This window comes from Actinomadura barringtoniae, from assembly GCF_017573505.1.
Classification (GTDB): domain Bacteria; phylum Actinomycetota; class Actinomycetes; order Streptosporangiales; family Streptosporangiaceae; genus Spirillospora; species Spirillospora barringtoniae.
The window spans coordinates 1-15,205 of the sequence record NZ_JAGEOJ010000015.1; the positions used below are offsets into that span (position 1 = coordinate 1).

General features: G+C 71.6%; 14 protein-coding genes. 11 read left to right on the top strand and 3 right to left on the bottom strand.

Annotated features, from left to right (window positions below):
• Nucleotides 1-301: 301 nt before the first annotated feature.
• From J4573_RS33170 to J4573_RS33220, 11 genes are all read left to right on the top strand, one after another.
• Nucleotides 302-1,456 carry a glycosyltransferase family 4 protein gene (locus J4573_RS33170; RefSeq protein WP_208260181.1) on the top strand — a complete coding sequence of 385 codons (1,155 nt, stop codon included), beginning with the start codon at nt 302-304 and terminating at the stop codon, nt 1,454-1,456.
• A gap of 41 nt (nt 1,457-1,497) precedes the next feature.
• Complete coding sequence (locus J4573_RS33175; protein ID WP_208259892.1) at nt 1,498-2,088, top strand: HD domain-containing protein; 591 nt, start codon at nt 1,498-1,500, stop codon at nt 2,086-2,088.
• A gap of 130 nt (nt 2,089-2,218) precedes the next feature.
• Nucleotides 2,219-3,703 carry a serine/threonine-protein kinase gene (locus tag J4573_RS33180; protein WP_208259893.1) on the top strand — a complete coding sequence of 495 codons (1,485 nt, stop codon included), beginning with the start codon at nt 2,219-2,221 and terminating at the stop codon, nt 3,701-3,703.
• A gap of 9 nt (nt 3,704-3,712) precedes the next feature.
• Nucleotides 3,713-3,976: a hypothetical protein gene (locus J4573_RS33185; RefSeq protein ID WP_208259894.1), complete on the top strand. Its 264-nt coding sequence runs from the start codon at nt 3,713-3,715 to the stop codon at nt 3,974-3,976.
• Nucleotides 3,977-3,984: 8 nt separating this feature from the next.
• A complete protein-coding gene (locus J4573_RS33190) occupies nt 3,985-4,470 on the top strand; it encodes an SRPBCC family protein (RefSeq protein WP_208259895.1) in 486 nt (161 codons plus the stop codon).
• Nucleotides 4,471-4,506: 36 nt separating this feature from the next.
• Nucleotides 4,507-5,202, top strand: a complete 696-nt coding sequence (locus J4573_RS33195) for an acetoacetate decarboxylase family protein (RefSeq protein WP_208259896.1) — start codon at nt 4,507-4,509, stop codon at nt 5,200-5,202.
• A complete protein-coding gene (locus J4573_RS33200) occupies nt 5,199-5,954 on the top strand; it encodes an SDR family NAD(P)-dependent oxidoreductase (RefSeq protein ID WP_208259897.1) in 756 nt (251 codons plus the stop codon). Before J4573_RS33195 ends, J4573_RS33200 begins: the two co-directional genes overlap by 4 nt.
• A gap of 159 nt (nt 5,955-6,113) precedes the next feature.
• Nucleotides 6,114-8,588, top strand: coding sequence for a HelD family protein (locus J4573_RS33205; protein WP_208259898.1), 2,475 nt, complete (start codon nt 6,114-6,116; stop codon nt 8,586-8,588).
• 47 nt (nt 8,589-8,635) lie between these two features.
• Nucleotides 8,636-9,283 (top strand): TetR/AcrR family transcriptional regulator, encoded by a 648-nt coding sequence (locus J4573_RS33210; RefSeq protein ID WP_208259899.1) that lies wholly within the window; start codon nt 8,636-8,638, stop codon nt 9,281-9,283.
• A 153-nt stretch (nt 9,284-9,436) separates the two neighbouring features.
• Nucleotides 9,437-10,936, top strand: coding sequence for a lipase family protein (locus J4573_RS33215; RefSeq protein ID WP_208259900.1), 1,500 nt, complete (start codon nt 9,437-9,439; stop codon nt 10,934-10,936).
• Between the two features lie 404 nt (nt 10,937-11,340).
• Nucleotides 11,341-12,189, top strand: a complete 849-nt coding sequence (locus J4573_RS33220) for an LLM class flavin-dependent oxidoreductase (protein ID WP_208259901.1) — start codon at nt 11,341-11,343, stop codon at nt 12,187-12,189.
• A gap of 23 nt (nt 12,190-12,212) precedes the next feature.
• Here the strand turns inward: J4573_RS33220 and J4573_RS33225 are convergent, their stop codons facing one another.
• From J4573_RS33225 to J4573_RS33235, 3 genes are all read right to left on the bottom strand, one after another.
• Nucleotides 12,213-13,064 (bottom strand): glycosyltransferase family 2 protein, encoded by an 852-nt coding sequence (locus tag J4573_RS33225; RefSeq protein WP_208260182.1) that lies wholly within the window; start codon nt 13,062-13,064, stop codon nt 12,213-12,215.
• A 129-nt stretch (nt 13,065-13,193) separates the two neighbouring features.
• Nucleotides 13,194-14,033, bottom strand: a complete 840-nt coding sequence (locus J4573_RS33230; RefSeq protein WP_208260184.1) for a CDP-alcohol phosphatidyltransferase family protein — start codon at nt 14,031-14,033, stop codon at nt 13,194-13,196.
• Nucleotides 14,023-15,078 (bottom strand): iron-containing alcohol dehydrogenase family protein, encoded by a 1,056-nt coding sequence (locus tag J4573_RS33235; protein ID WP_208260183.1) that lies wholly within the window; start codon nt 15,076-15,078, stop codon nt 14,023-14,025. Before J4573_RS33235 ends, J4573_RS33230 begins: the two co-directional genes overlap by 11 nt.
• Between the last annotated feature and the right edge of the window lie 127 nt (nt 15,079-15,205).

Here is a 15,205-nt window from a genome sequence, read left to right on the forward strand (position 1 = left end):
AGGTCCCGAACGCCGGTGCCGACCTGGCCGAGGCCCTGAAGGGCGCCGACCTGGCGATCGTGCTGGCGAACCACTCGGCCTACGACCCCGAGACGCTGGCCGAGCACGCGTCCCTGCTCTTCGATACGCGGGGCACCACCAGGGACGTCACCCTCGAGACCGTCGAGCTCCTGTGATCGATGCTCCCCACAGCCCGACGGAGCGAGGACACCTTCCGGTCTCGCGGAATTCACCTGCAATTTCCGCGGCTGGCAAAGACTCAACCGTGGGCGATTATCGGCACCATCCCGGAGTGAGTGGAATGCGGGTCTGCGTATGCACGATTGTGCACCATCCCGAGGATGCTCGGATCTTGCACCGGCAGATCCGCGCGCTGCTCGACGCCGGCCATGAAATCACTTATATAGCGCCGTTCCGGGCCACTAATGTGACGCCCTGGCGCGATATCAGCCCGGTGGACGTGCCGCGCGCGACCGGCCGCAAGCGGCTGCAGGCGCTGCGCGCCGCGCACAAGGCGCTGGCCGAGCACGCGGTCTACGCCGACATCGTGCTGCTGCACGACCCGGAGCTGCTGATCTCGCTGCCGCGTTCGGTCCGCCGCCGCACGGTCGTGTGGGACGTCCACGAGGACACCGCCGCCGCGCTGATCTCCAAGGGCTGGCTGCCGAAGCCGATCCGGCCGCTGCTGCGCCCGTTCGTGCGCAGGCTGGAGAAGCGCAGCGAACGGCAGTACCGGCTGCTGCTGGCCGAGGAGGGCTACCGCGACCGGTTCAGCGAGCCGCACCCGGTCGTGCCGAACACCACCTACGTGGCCGAGCTGCCGCCCGGGCCGCCGGACGACCGGCGCGCGGTCTACGTCGGGCACCTGTCCAAGGCGCGCGGCGCGCTCGACATGATCGAGATGGCCCGGATGCTGGCGCCCGAGGGCATCACGGTCGAGCTCATCGGCTCCGCCGACCCCGACATCCGCCCGGCGCTGCGCGACGCCCAGCGCGAGGGGATCCTGCGCTGGTACGGCTTCGTGCCGAACGACCGGGCGCTGCGGATCGCCGAGGGCGCGATGGCGGGCCTGGCGCTGCTGCACGACGAGCCGAACTACCGGCACTCGATGCCGACCAAGGTCGTGGAGTACATGGCCCACGGCATCCCGGTCGTCACCACGCCGAACCCGCCCGCGGTCGACCTGGTCACCCCGGCCGGGTCCGGGATCGTCGTGCCGTTCAACGACCCGGGAGCCGCGGCGGACGCGATCCGCAAGCTGCGCCGCGACACCGAGATGCGCACGGACATGGGCAAGCGCGGCTACGAGGCCGCACGCGCCCGCTACCACTGGCCGACCCAGGCCAAGCCGTTCGTCGAGCAGCTGGAGAACTGGGCCGGGCGTACCCCGTCACGACCGCTTCGCGAGGCCGTGGAGGCTGTGGAGACCGTGGACGCCGCCGACCAGACTTCCTGAGGCCCGGGGCCTCGGTGAAGCTCCGCGGATAACCTGCCGACATGGAGATCTACACCTCCTGGCGGACGTGGGACCAGGCACGCGCGGACCTGGTCGGCCTTCCGGTCGACCTGGACGCGCTGGAGAAGGCCGCCGTCGCGGCCCAGCGCTGGCACGGCGACCAGCAGCGCCCGACCGGGGTGCCGTACGTGGAGCACCTGCTCGAAGCCCTCGAGGTGCTCGTGCGCGGCGCCGGGGTCACCGGCCCGGAGATCCTCGCGGCGGTGCTGCTGCACGACGTCGTCGAGGACACCTCCGCCACCACGGCCGACGTCGAGGCCGAATTCGGTCCGGTTGTGGCCGAGCTGGTCGACTGGGTCACCAAGCCGCCCGCCGGAGGCCAGGGACGGCAGGCCAAGCGCGCGGCCAAGTCGGCGTACCTGCGCCGCCTGGGCGAGGCGCCGCCCGAGGCCGTCACCGTCAAACTGGCCGACAGGGCCAGCAACGTGCAACGACTCGACCAGATGCCGCCCGACTTCCAGCGCCGCTACTACGCCGAGACCGTGACCTACATCCTCCCGCTCGCCGCGTCCGACCCGTTCTTCTCCCGGTGGTACGCGGAGTGGCGCGAGCAGTTCGCCCATCTCCGCTGACGAAAGCGGAACCATCACCCCCTTCCGGGCATCCGATACCTTGAGCCCGTCGAGTCACAGGAGCGACCGGCCGACCCCCGGAGGGCCCGTGCACGATCAGTTCGGAAGCGGGTCCCTGCCACGAGGGGCGGTGCCCCTCGGGTCCGGCGATCCGGTCGCCGTGGGCCGCTACGGCCTGCTCGGCAAGCTCGGCGAGGGCGGCATGGGGGCGGTCTACCTCGCCCAGGCGCCGGACGGGCGCCAGGTCGCGATCAAGGTCATCCAGCCGGAGCTGGCGGCCGACCAGGGCTACCGAGCGCGGTTCCGCGACGAGGTCGCGCACGCGCGGCGGGTCGCCTCGTTCTGCACGGCGGCGGTGCTCGACCACGGCGAGGACGGCGGCCGCCTGTTCCTGGTCACCGAGTACGTCGACGGCGCCCCGCTGTCGGAGCACATCAAGCGGAACGGCGCGCTGCCGTCGGCGACCCTGCACGGCGTGGCGGTCGGCGTCGCGGCGGCGCTCACCGCGATCCACGCGGCCGGCCTCGTTCACCGCGACCTGAAGCCCGCCAACGTGCTGCTGTCCATCTCGGGGCCGCGCGTGATCGACTTCGGTATCGCCCGCGCGACCGGTGAACGTTCGGGCCACACCAAGGCCGGGTTCGTCGTGGGCTCGCCGGGCTGGATCGCCCCCGAACAAGTCCAGACCGGCGAGGTCTCCCCCGCCAGCGACGTGTTCGCGTGGGGCTGCCTGGTGGGCTTCGCCGGGATGGGCCGCCACCCGTTCGCCGGCGTCGACCCGCGCGCGGCGAGCGACCCGCTGGTGATGGCGTTCCGCGCCCAGCAGCATCAGTACGACGTGAGCGCGATCGCCGAACCCCTCCGCGGCCTGCTCGCTCAGGCCCTGCACCCCGACCCCCGCATGCGCCCCACCGCCCAGCAGCTCCTGCTGGCCCTGGTGGGCGGCACGGAGGCCGTTCCGGCAGGGCAGAGCGTCCCGGCCGAGCCCGACATCCTCGCGGCGGCCAGCCAGGTCATCGACCAGCGCTGGCAGGAGGACAACCTCCCCCTCTGGACCCCGCCGAACGAGCCGCTGCCGCCGGTGTCCCCGCCGCCGCCCATCGACCCCAAGGCGGCCCGCCGCGCCCGGATCAACACCTGGGCCCGCCGCGCCGCCACCCTCGCCGTCATCGCCGGCCTGATCGCCGGCGGCATCGCGTTCTACGACTACAAGCACAAACCCTCCGCGGGCGCCTTCGGCAAGCCCGTGAAGGACGGCGAGTTCAGCTTCGAGGCCTCCCCACCCGAGTGCGACCGCAAGATCAAGGGCGTCGCCTCCCGCCAGGGCAAGCTCTGCCAGGTGCGCTTCACGGTCACCAACACCGGCCTGGCCGCCCACGTGCTCGACCCCGCCTACCAGCGCCTGCGCGGCCCCGCCGACGCCGACGAGAGCGCCGTCATGCTCTTCAAGGGCAGCGCCCCCAGCGCCAAGACCAAGGTGAACGTCCAGTCCGTCGCGACCGCCACCTCCTTCACCGGCACCCTCCTCTGGGACGTCTCCCCCGGTTTCGCCCCCGAAGCCGTAGAACTCCACACAGACGGCACCAGCAAGGGGATCCGCCTCCCCCTCTCCTAAGGACTCGCCATGTCCCCGAGCCCCGACACCCGGCCCGACATCCCGATCAGGCCCGTAGCCCCGCCGCTCGCGGCGCCCTCCTCCGGAGCGCGCCTCGCCCGAGCGATCCGCTCCGTCCTCGGTCTGCAGTTCCTCCTCGCCTGCGTCGTCGCGCTGGTCCTCACCTCCTACCGCCGGAGCGCGGCGGGCTGGCTGCTCCCGGCGCTCGGTGTCATCGACGCGGTGGTCACCTTCCAGATCGTGCGGAACGCGATCCGCGAGAGGCTGAAATGATCGGGCCCATGGATCGTGAGTGGGTGGTGGAGGAGAGCGCCTCGATCAAGGCGACTCCTACCGAGGTGTACGCGGCGGTGGCCAATCTGCGCCGCATGGGCGAGTGGAGCCCCGAGGTCTTCTCCATCTGGGTGCGGGGCAAGGCCGTGAAGCCAGGGACCAGGTTCGTCGGGTTCAACCGGCTGGGATGGCGGGTGTGGTTCACCAACTGCGAGGTGAGCGCGGCCGTGCCCGGTGAGGTCTTCGCGTTCCGGGTGTCGAGCTTCCGCATGCCGGTCGCGTTGTGGGGCTACCGGATCGAGGGCGTCGGCGAGGACGTGACGAGGCTCACCGAATACTGGGAGGACCTGCGGCGCGACAACCGCGGCGCGAAGCTGGTCTCGCTGCTCGGGAAGGTCTTCACGGGCGTTCCGGCGGAGAAGCGGGCCGAGCTCAACCGGCGTGGCATGCGCGCGACCCTGGACCGCATCAAGACCGGGGTCGAGAACCGGTAGTGACAGGGTAGGTAGAACCTGTTCTACTTGTGGGCCGTGGGTACTCATTTGATCCAGGGTGAACGGGTCGCCATGCCCGTGCGGATCCGGGACGCGGCGGTGGCCTCGGCGATGTTCGTGGTTCCGGCGCGGGCGGCGCAGGCGGTCATCGGCTACTCGGGCCTCGAGGTGGCGACGCCGGTGCCGGGGCGGGCGATCTGCTCGCTGGCGTTCATCCGGTACGCCGACGGTGACCTGGGGCCGTATCACGAGTTCGCGGTGGCCTTTCTGGTCCGGCCTGCGGTCAAGGGCGGGAAGGTCGGGGCGTTCATTCACTGGCTCCCGGTCAACCAGGAGTTCACCTTGGACGCCGGGCGGTCGATCTGGGGGTTCCCCAAGGAGATCGCCGACATCCCCATGGACCTCACGAGCCGGATCCAGCGGTGCGCGGTCCGGTTCGGCGGCCGTACGGCGCTGGAGTTGGCGGTCAGGCCAGGCGTGCCGATGCCGGGGGGTGGGGGAACACCCAAGGTCGACGCGTATTCGTGTCTGGACGGCGTCACGCGGCGTACCCCGTGGACGATGGCGCCTTCTGGTGTCCGCGCCCGGCCCGGTGGTGCCAGGTTGAAGCTGGGCGATCATCGCGTGGCCGACGAGCTGCGGGGGCTGGGCATGGACGGAAAGCGGGCTTTGAGCAGCAGCACGGTCGCCCATCTGTCGATGGAATTCGCGGAAGCCGAGGAGGTCTGGTGAGGCGTACCGGCCTGGTCACCGGAGCGGGCAGCGGCCTGGGCGCGCTCGCCGCACAGCGGCTGGCCGCCGCGGGGTGGGACGTGGTGGCGCTGGACCTGGACGAGGTGGCGCTCGCCCGTACGGCGCTGCGCTCCCCCAACATGCACACGCGTGTCTGCGACATCACCGACCCGAAGGCGCTGGAGGCCGTGGTGGCCGAGACCGGCGCGCCGCACCGGGTGGTGCACGCGGCCGGGATCGGCCCGATGGAGCCCGCGCTGGAGCAGTCCATCGACGAGGTCGAACGGATCTTGCGGATCAACTACCTGGGCACCGTCCACGTCGTGAAGGCGACGATGCCCGGCATGCTGGAACGCGGCGGCGGTGAGCTGGTGCTGTTCTCGTCGCTGGCCAGCTGGGTCTGCACGCGCAAGACGGCGGCGTACGCGGCGTCCAAGGCGGCGATCAACGCCTACGCCGAGGTGCTCGTCAACGAGCACAGCGGATCGGGGGTCAAGATCCGCGTGGTCTGCCCGCGCCAGGTCGACACCCCCGGCTTCCGCAAGGCCGCCGAGGCCGACCCCGCCTCGACCGCCGGCATGAAGGGGATGCCGCCCGGCGTCGTGCTGGACGCCGTCGACCGGTCGCTGGCGCGGCCCGCCGACGACCTGTACGTCTTCCCCGGCGCGCTGGCCCAGATCACCGCCGGGCTGAAGCGCCACGCGCCCGGCCTGCTGCGCCGGGTCATCGCCAAGGCCACCACACCGCACTGATTCCGACGAAGTCGGCGGGGGGCGTGGGGGTCGTCCCCCCTCGGGGTGGCACTGAGGCTTCGCCCCGACCGAATAAGCTGTCTCTTTCGTCCCCCGTGCGGGGCGCGGGGGTCACCTCGGTGTCCCCCGATGGAACACGTGACGAGGGAGCAGCCTGCAATGACGTCCCCGGTCAAGGGCCGGCCGTCGGACCAGCAGACCACGGTCAAGGACCAAGAGATCGCCGCCGAGCAGCGGTATGTGGACCTGGCGTACGAGCGCCTCGAGCAGATGCGCGAGGACGCCCAGGCGATGCTGCGCGAGGGCTTCCGGCAGTCCCTCGCGGGCACCAAGGCGTCGCTGGTGGACCGCGACGCGATGGTCCACCAGGCGTCCCTGCGCGCCCAGGCGCTCGACGTGGCCGACGACGGGCTGGTGTTCGGCCGCCTGGACCTGTCCAGCGAGGAGATCCGCTACATCGGGCGGATCGGCGTCCGTACCGGCGAGCACGACTCGCTGGTGATCGACTGGCGCGCGCCGGCCGCCGAGGACTTCTACCGCGCCACCCCCGAGGACCCGCGCGGCGTCGTACGCCGCCGGGTGCTGCACTCGCGCGGCCACGCGGTCGTGGATCTCGAGGACGACCTGCTGGACCCCGAGGCCGCCGACGGCCTCACGATCGTCGGCGACGGCGCGTTCCTGGCCTCGCTCGCCCGTACGCGCGAGGGCGCGATGCGCGACATCGTGGCGACGATCCAGCGCGAGCAGGACGAGGTGATCCGCGCGCCCGCCGACGGCACCGTGCTGGTACGCGGCGCCCCCGGCACCGGCAAGACGGCGGTCGCCCTGCACCGCGTGGCCTACCTGCTGTTCCGGCACCGGCGGCGGTTCGGCTCGCGCGGCGTGCTGGTGGTCGGGCCGAACCGGCGCTTCACCGCCTACATCGAACGCGTCCTGCCGTCCCTCGGCGAGGGCTCGGCGACGCTGCGCTCGCTCGGCGACCTGGTGGAGGGCGCCACGGCGGTCGTGCACGACGCGCCCGAGCCCGCCCGCCTGAAGGGCTCCGAGGCGATGGTCCGGATCCTGCGCCGCGCGATCTCCGACCAGGTCCCCGGCGCGCCCGAGGAGCTGCGGGTCGTGCACAAGGGCGTGGTCGTACGGCTGGATCGCGCGCGGCTCGACAAGATTCGCAACGAGGTCCACCGGCGCAGCCGCGGCAGCGTCAACGCCGCCCGCGCCCGCGCCGCCGACCTGCTGCTGGACGCGCTGTGGTCGCGGTACTCCGACATCGGCGGGCCCGAGGCGGCCGCGTCCGCACCCGGCGGCGCCGAGCTCCAACTCTGGAACGACCTGCTCGCCGCCGACGGTCTCGGCGACCTCGACGAGGGTGGCGACGGCGCGGGCGGCGGTCAGGGCGGCGGCCGTACGAAGCCCGCGGGCAAGCGCGAGGAGTTCATCGCGCGCGTACGTGAGCAGCGCGAGTTCACCGGCTTCCTGGTTGCGTGGTGGCCGATCCGTACGCCGATGGAGGTGCTGCGGTCGCTCTCCGACCCGGCCCGCCTGCGGCACGCGGCCGGCCGTGACCTGGAACGCGAGGAGGTCGCCCTGCTGTCGGTCTCGTGGGAGGAGGGCAACCCGCTGACCTACCAGGACGTGGCGCTGCTCGACGAGCTCGACTCGCTGCTCGGCTCGCCGCCGCGGCCCCCACGCCGCCGCCCCAAGGCCTCCGACGACGACCCGTACGTGGTGGACGGCGTCAACATCCTCACCGGCGAGGAGGTCGCGGACGACGACTGGGAGCCGGAGATGCGCGAGCTCACGACCTCGATGGAACGCGTCGAGCAGTCGCGCCGCGTCGACGACGGGGTGGTCGAGGAACGGCCCGAGTACGCGCACATCGTGGTGGACGAGGCCCAGGACCTGTCGCCCATGCAGTGGCGCATGCTCGGCCGGCGCGGCCGCCAGGCCAGCTGGACGATCGTGGAGGACCCCGCGCAGAGCGCCTGGGAGGACCTCGACGCCGCCCGCGAGGCCATGGACATCGCCCTCGGCGCCGAACGCCCGTCGTCGGGTCGTTCCTCCTCAGGCCGTTCGCGCCGCCGCCCCAAGAAGACGACCCCGCGCGCCCGGCACGAGTACGAGCTGACCACCAACTACCGCAACTCGACCGAGATCGCGGCGGTGTCGGCCCGGGTCCTGGCCCGCGCGCTGCCCGACGCCCGCCCGGCCCGCGCCGTGCGCACGTCCGGCATCGATCCCGTCGTGAACGTCGTACCGGAGAAGGACCTGGAGTCCGCCGCCCGCGACGCGGTGGAGGAGTTGCTCGGGCAGGTCGAGGGCACGATCGGGCTCATCGTCCCGCTCGCCATGCACCTCGGCCAGCAGTCGCTGGACGCCGAGGAGCCGACGTCCATCGACCGGGTCCGGCTCGCCGAGGGCCTCCCGGAGCGGGTGCAGGTGCTGGACGTTCTGGAGGCCAAGGGGCTGGAGTTCGACGCCGCGGTGATCGTCGCGCCCGAGACGGTCGCGGCCCAGTCGCCGCGCGGCCTGCGGGTGCTGTACGTGGCGGTTTCGCGGGCGACGCAGCGGCTGACCGTGCTGACCGCCGATCCCGCCTGGCGCCAGACCCTGCTCGGCCAGGAGCGGAGCGGTTAGGCTGATAAGAGTCCTTACCGCTTTGTGTCAGGCGAAGACGGAGATATATGAGCGGCCGAAACCCCGCCCCCCGGCGCAGCTACGGAGGCCGTTCGGCGGAGGAACGCCGCGCTGAGCGTCGCGAACGCCTGATGGACGCCGGCCTGGAGCTGTTCGGCACCCAGGGCTACGCGACCACCTCGATCGAACGGCTGTGCTCCACGGCCGGGGTCTCGACCCGCAACTTCTACGAGGAGTTCAAGGGCCGCGAGGAGCTGCTCGCGGCCCTGCACCTGCGCCTGAACGAGCGGGCCTCCGGCGCCATGGCCGAGGCGTACGCCGAGGCCGTGGCCGACGACCTGCCCGTCCGGGTGGAGAAGGCCGTCCGCGCCTACGTCTCGGTCGCCGCCGCCGACCCCCGGCTCGCCCGGATCAGTTTCGTCGAGGTGATCGGCGTCAGCCCCGAGCTGGAAGCGCTCCGCCTGGAGTGGCGCGAACGCTGGGCCGAAATGATCGTCGGCCTGGCGGAGGACGCCGTCGCGCGCGGCGAGGCGTCCCCGCGCGACTACCGGCTGACCGCGATCGCCATCATCGGCGCGGTCAACAACCTGGTGCACCACTGGTCCGCCCGCGGCGAGAACATCCCGCTGGACGCCGTCACCGCCGAGCTCACCTACCTGATCCTCGCCGCCGTCACCCCGACCCCACCCGAATAACATGCCGATCTTGCTCTGAGCGCCCTTTGGAAGTGCCGCGAAGGGCGCTCAGAGCAAGATCGGCGAAGTTGGGGGCGAAAGTGGTCAGAGGTCTTGTCTAATTGGGCCGCGCCTCGTTACTTTCGGGTAACCCAAGTCGCGAAGGGCTTACTCATGATCAGAAGGACGTGGCGGAGCCTGGCCGCCGGACTCGCCCTCACCACCGCCGTCGGCCTCACGGCCGCCGCGCCCGCCCAGGCCGCCCCGCAGCAGACCGCCCCGCAGCAGACCGCCCCGCAGCAGGCCTCCCCGCAGCAGGCCTCCGCCGCCGCTCCCACGCCGGACAAGGACCCCTTCTACCAACCGCCGGCCGGTTACGAGACCAAGGCGCCCGGCACGGTCCTGCGCTCCCGCCCCGGCTCGCTCGCCCTCTTCAGCCTCTTCAAGGAGAAGGTGAAGGCCTGGCAGGTGCTCTACCGGAGCACCGACGCCCAGGGCGACGCCATGGCCACCGCCGCGCTCGTCCTCGTACCGGAGAACGTCCCGTCGCCCGCCAAGGACCGCCCGCTGGTCTCCTACCAGGTGGCCGAGGACAGCCTCGCGCTCAAGTGCGCCCCGTCCTACCAGATGCAGTCCGGCGTCTTCCCCGACAACCCCGTCGTCCAGGCCGAGGTCCTCCTCGTGAACGGCCTGCTGAAGAACGGCTGGGCCGTCGTGGTCCCCGACCACGAAGGCCCCAAATCCGCCTACGCGGCAGGGATCCTCGCCGGCCACGCGACGCTCGACTCCATCCGTGCGGCCGAAAGCCTCCCCGAAGCAGGCCTCACCAAGAACGCTCCGGTCGGCATGATGGGCTACTCCGGCGGCTCCATCGCCACCGGCTGGGCCGCCGAGCTCCAGCCCTCCTACGCGCCCGACCTGAACATCAAGGCGGTCGCCGAAGGGGGCGTCGGCGCCGACCTGGACGCCGCCGTCCGCAACATCAACGGCGGCCCGTTCGGCGGCTACGCGCTCGGCGGCGCCCTCGGCGTCGGCCGCGCCCACCCCGAGCTCGGCAACTACATCGACTCGATCCTGAACGACGAGGGCAAGGACCTGGCCAAGCGCCTCGGCGACTCCTGCAACTCGATGATCGTGCTGCAGGGCCTCTTCAAGGACATCAACAAGCTCAGCACCAAGCCGAACCCGTTCGACGACCCGATCCCCCGCAAGGTGATGGCCCTCAACAAGATGGGCCACCAGACCCCCACCGCGCCGATGTTCATCTTCCACTCGGTCAACGACGAACTCCTCCCCGTGAAGCCCGTCGACGACCTGGTGAAGACCTACTGCGCGAACGGCGCCTCGGTCTCCTACAACCGCGACCAACTGAGCGAGCACATCACCCTCGTGGCCACCGGCGCCCCGCTGGAGCTCGCCTGGATGCAGGACCGCCTGAGCGGCAAGCCCGCCCAGCAGGGCTGCACCACCAAGACCTACACCTCAATGGCCCTGGACCCCTCCGTCCCGAAAATCCTCCAGGACTACCTCCAGGGAATCTCCAAGCTCTTCTATTCCTTCTGCTCCTCCTCGGTGCCCCGGTCGTCCCCGCCTTCCTGGCGGGTGACCTCCGGGGCTCCGTGGGCCTCAGGGGTCCCGTGCACTTCAGTGGCTCCGTGGCCGGAGTCGTGGTGATGGTCGTGCCGCGTGCGCGCCAGACCGTTCAGCAGCCGTCCGTTGAGCGGACGGGCGTTGAGCGGACGGGCGTTGTGCCGGGGCTCGCCCCCGTCCGGCTCCTCCTTGCCGTAGGCCTCGGTCCACTCGCCGTCCCCTGCCGCGTCCTCCCAGGACGGGCCGGACGGGACGGGCGGGCCGGCGGGGGTCTCGCGCGTGTAGGCCGGCGGCCACAGATGACACATATCTCCGGCCGCAGCTACAACGAACACCGGTTGCATGACGAACGGCGTTCGTTGTAGCGTGGGGATCACTCTGAACGAGGCCCTCCCCGGAAGTACGCCGCAGATGGGAGCGCCCCACCTCGATCGAGGTGCAGGAGGGGCGGCAACGTCTTCACGCGTCCCTTCACGGAGGTCTCTCTCATGGACATCGGTATCGGCCTGCCCGTCACCGACCCCGAATCGCTGCTGGACTGGGCTCGGCGCGCCGACGCCGGGCCGTTCTCCACGCTCGGCCTGCTCGACCGGCTCGTGTACGGCAATCCCGAGCCCCTCGTCACCCTCGCGATGATCGCCGGTGCCACCGAGGGCATCCGCGTTCAGACCGAGGTGCTGCTCGCGCCGCTGCGCGACACCGCCTTGCTGGCCAAGCAGGCCGCGACGCTCGATCGGCTGACCGGTGGTCGCTTCGTGCTCGGCCTCGGCGTCGGCGGTCGCGATGACGACCATGCCGCGTCCGGCACCGACATCCGCACTCGTGGCCGTCGTCTCGACGAGCAGATGGACGTCATGCGCCGTCTGTGGGCGGGCGAGCCGTTCAGCGACGAAGCCGGGCCCATCGGGCCCGCACCCGCCACTTCTGGCGGCCCCGAGGTGCTCTTCGGCGGCTTCCACCCGCGGGCTCTCGAACGCGTCGCGCGGTGGGGTGACGGCTTCCTGATGGCCGCGGCCCCGTCATGGGGCGCCGGTCTCGTCGACCAGGTCCGCACGTTCTGGAAGGAGCACGGCCGCGACGGTGAGCCGCGCATCGTCGCCCAGGCGAACGTGGCGCTCGGCCCGGACTACGTCGTGGACAAAGCCCGGAATGCCTGCCGGGCCTACTACGAGTTCTCCGGACGCGCCGACTTCATGGTCGACGGCATCCTCACCACGCCCGAGGCGATCCGCGACACCATCGCCCAGTTCGCCGAGCTCGGCGCCGACGAGGTCATGCTGTACTGCCACGGCGACGACGTCGGCCAGGTCGATCGCCTCGCCGACGCCGTCACCTGAGCGTTCCGGATGAGCTGAACGTTCTAGATGATCGGAGGGCGGCCTGTGCGCGTCATGCGCCAGGCCGTTCCCCAGGAGATGGGGCGGCGGGGGCCGGCGGGCTTCCGCCAGCCTTCGAAGAAGCCCTTGAACCAGGGGCCCAGCGCGCTCGGCTTGCGCTCGCGCAGGACGGTCATGCCGATCCAGATCAGCAGGTACGGCAGCGCCAGCAGCCAGGGGAGGTTGCGGCGGGCCAGCCACACGCGGTTGCGCGCGTTGTAGCGGTAGAACATCGCGTGCCGGGTCGGCAGCACCGCCGGGTGGAACATGACCGCCGAGGCGTCGTAGACGATCCGGTAGCCGGCGTTGAGCGCCTGCCAGGCCAGATCGGTCTCCTCGTGGGCGTAGAAGAAGTCCTCGGGGAGACCGCCCGCGGCGTCCCAGGCGGCCCGGCGGATCGCGCAGGCGCCGCCGAGGAACGTGGTGACCTCGGAGGAGCGCTCCGGGTCGCCCGCGCGCAGCCGGGGCACGTGGCGGCGCTCGCCGCGGCCGCCCTCGGGGTCGCGCACGCGGAACGAGATGACGCCGAGCGTGGGGTCGGCGGCGAAGCGGTCCCGCAGGTGCACGCCGAGGCGGTTCGAGCGGTACCAGCCGTCGTCGTCCAGGAAGAGGATGACGTCGCCGCAGGAGGCCTCGACGCCGCGGTTGCGGCCCGCGGGGATGCCGACGTTCTTGGGGAGCTGGAGGGTCTTCACGCGCTCATCGTCGAAGGGCGCCGCCGTGACGCCGCCGACCGGGTCGACGCCGTTGCCCACCAGGACCACCTCGACGTCCACGTGCTCCTGCTCGAGGGCGCTGCGCACCGCGCGGGCCAGCTCCTCGGGCCGGTTACCCATCGTCAGCACGACGACCGACAGTTTCACCGAGCCGACTCCCAACCATTGATCTTGCACAAGTCTGTCACCTTCACGACACCTTTGTGCAAGATCGCCGTCGTCGGCGGGTGATCTCCCCGTTGTTCACCATCACTTGAGCCTCCGCGAAGCCAGGATGCTCACCAGGTGGAGCAGGGTCTGCAGGACGGCGACGGCCGCGACGGCCACGGTGAGTACACGGACCGCGATCGGGTCGTCGTTGCCGAGGACGGTGTCCAGGCCCGCGGCGACCAGGATCAGCAGCGACAGCTCGACGGCGCCGATGATGCGGTGCAGGCGCAGCATGGAGGCCGCCTGGCGGGCCAGCGCGATGCCGGTGGAACGGGGCCGCAGCGCGCGGTCGCCGCCCGCCGGGTCGGCGGTCAGGCCGGACTTGGCGCGGGCCACGACCACGTTGTCGGTCTCGGCCTTGATGAGCGCGGCGCCGAGCGCGGCGAGCAGGCCGAGTTCGACGTAGCCGCCGTTCTGCCAGCCGCCCTGGGCCATGAAGCCCAGCCCGACCAGCAGCGAGACCTCCGACAGGTAGTGGCCGATGCGGTCGAGGTAGACCCCGGCCACCGAGGTCTGCCGCAGGTAGCGGGCCACCTCGCCGTCCACGCAGTCGAGCAGCAGGTAGAGCTGGATGAGGACGGCGCCGCCGAGGGCCGTCCAGAGGGAGTTGACCGGCAGCGACACCACGACGCCCGCCACGACCCCGCTCAGCATCATCAGGTAGGTGAGCTGGTTGGGGCTGAGGCCCAGGCGCAGGAAGAACCAGTCGAAGTACGGGGACAGGTCGCGCATGTAGAGGCGACCGGCCCAATGCTCCTCGTTGCGGCGGTCCTTCAGTCCGGGCGGCTGCCCGTAGCGCCGGATATCGGCGATCCTGGCCTTGCGGCGCGGCGGCCGGGCGTCATCCTCCACCGGGGCCGTCGGCACCTCAGCCTCCATGGGCTTCGACAAACTCATCCACCGCCTTGAGGGTCGCGCCCTGTTCCAGGCCGAGATGCTCCAAGATCGTATAGCGGCCCGGCCTGGTCCGCGGGGCGAACGCGACAGCCTCGGCGAACTGCCCGCCGGTCAGCCCCACGTCCCCGGGAACGACCGGCAGACCGTGCCGGCGCAGGCAGGAAACGATCTCTGTGAGCCGTTCCGCGCCGATGCCCAGGTGGGTCGCGCGCAGGTGATAGCAGAACGCCGCGCCGATGCCGGCGAGTTCCCCGTGGTTGGCCGTGCCGGGGAACAGCTGGTCGACGGCGTGCAGGATCTCGTGGTCGCCGCCGCTGGCGGGCCGGGAGTCACCGGCGAACGACATCGCCATCCCCGACAGCACCAGGCTCTCGGCCAGCACGGTGAGGAAGCGGTCGGACTCGATCGACTCGGGCTGGTGCAGCAGCGCCTCGGCGGCCGTACGGGCGACCGTCAGCGCCATCCGGTCGACCTTCTCGCCGGTCTCCTCGGAGGCCAGCAGCCAGTCGTCGACCGCGGAGAAGTTGCTCACCACGTCGCCGATCCCGGCGCGCACGAGGCGTTCGGGCGCGGCCCGGACGTAGTCCAGGTCGACCACCATCGCCAGCGGCATCACGACGCCGAACGAGCCCTTGCCCTTGTCGTGGGTGAGGGAGGCGACCGGGGAGCAGATCCCGTCGTGGGACAGGTTGGTGGCGACCGAGACCATCGGGATGCCCGACAGCGTGGCCGCGTACTTGGTCGCGTCGATCGTGCGGCCGCCGCCGATGCCGACGACGGCCTCGTACGATCCGGCGCGCAGTTTGGAGCCGAGGCTCACCGCCGCGTCGACCGTGCCGCCGTCCACCTGGAACACCTCGCAGGCGGTGAGCGACGGCCGGACGTGCTCGGCGATCTGGTCGCCCTGGCCCGGGCCGACCGCGATGGCCACCCGGCCCTCGGTGGCGATCCGCTTGTCGGCCAGCAGCTCGCCGAGCGCCGCGATGGCGCCGCGGCGTACGTCGATGGACAGCGGTGCGTTCAGCATCCGCGTCAGCAGGGGCATGTGCCTTCCTTATCGGTCGCCGTCCGGGAGGGGGTGCCGGGCGGCCGGGCCGTGGCGCGGGCCGCCGCGGGCGGCGGCCCCGAGCGCCGCCGTGGCGGGCCCGAGCGCG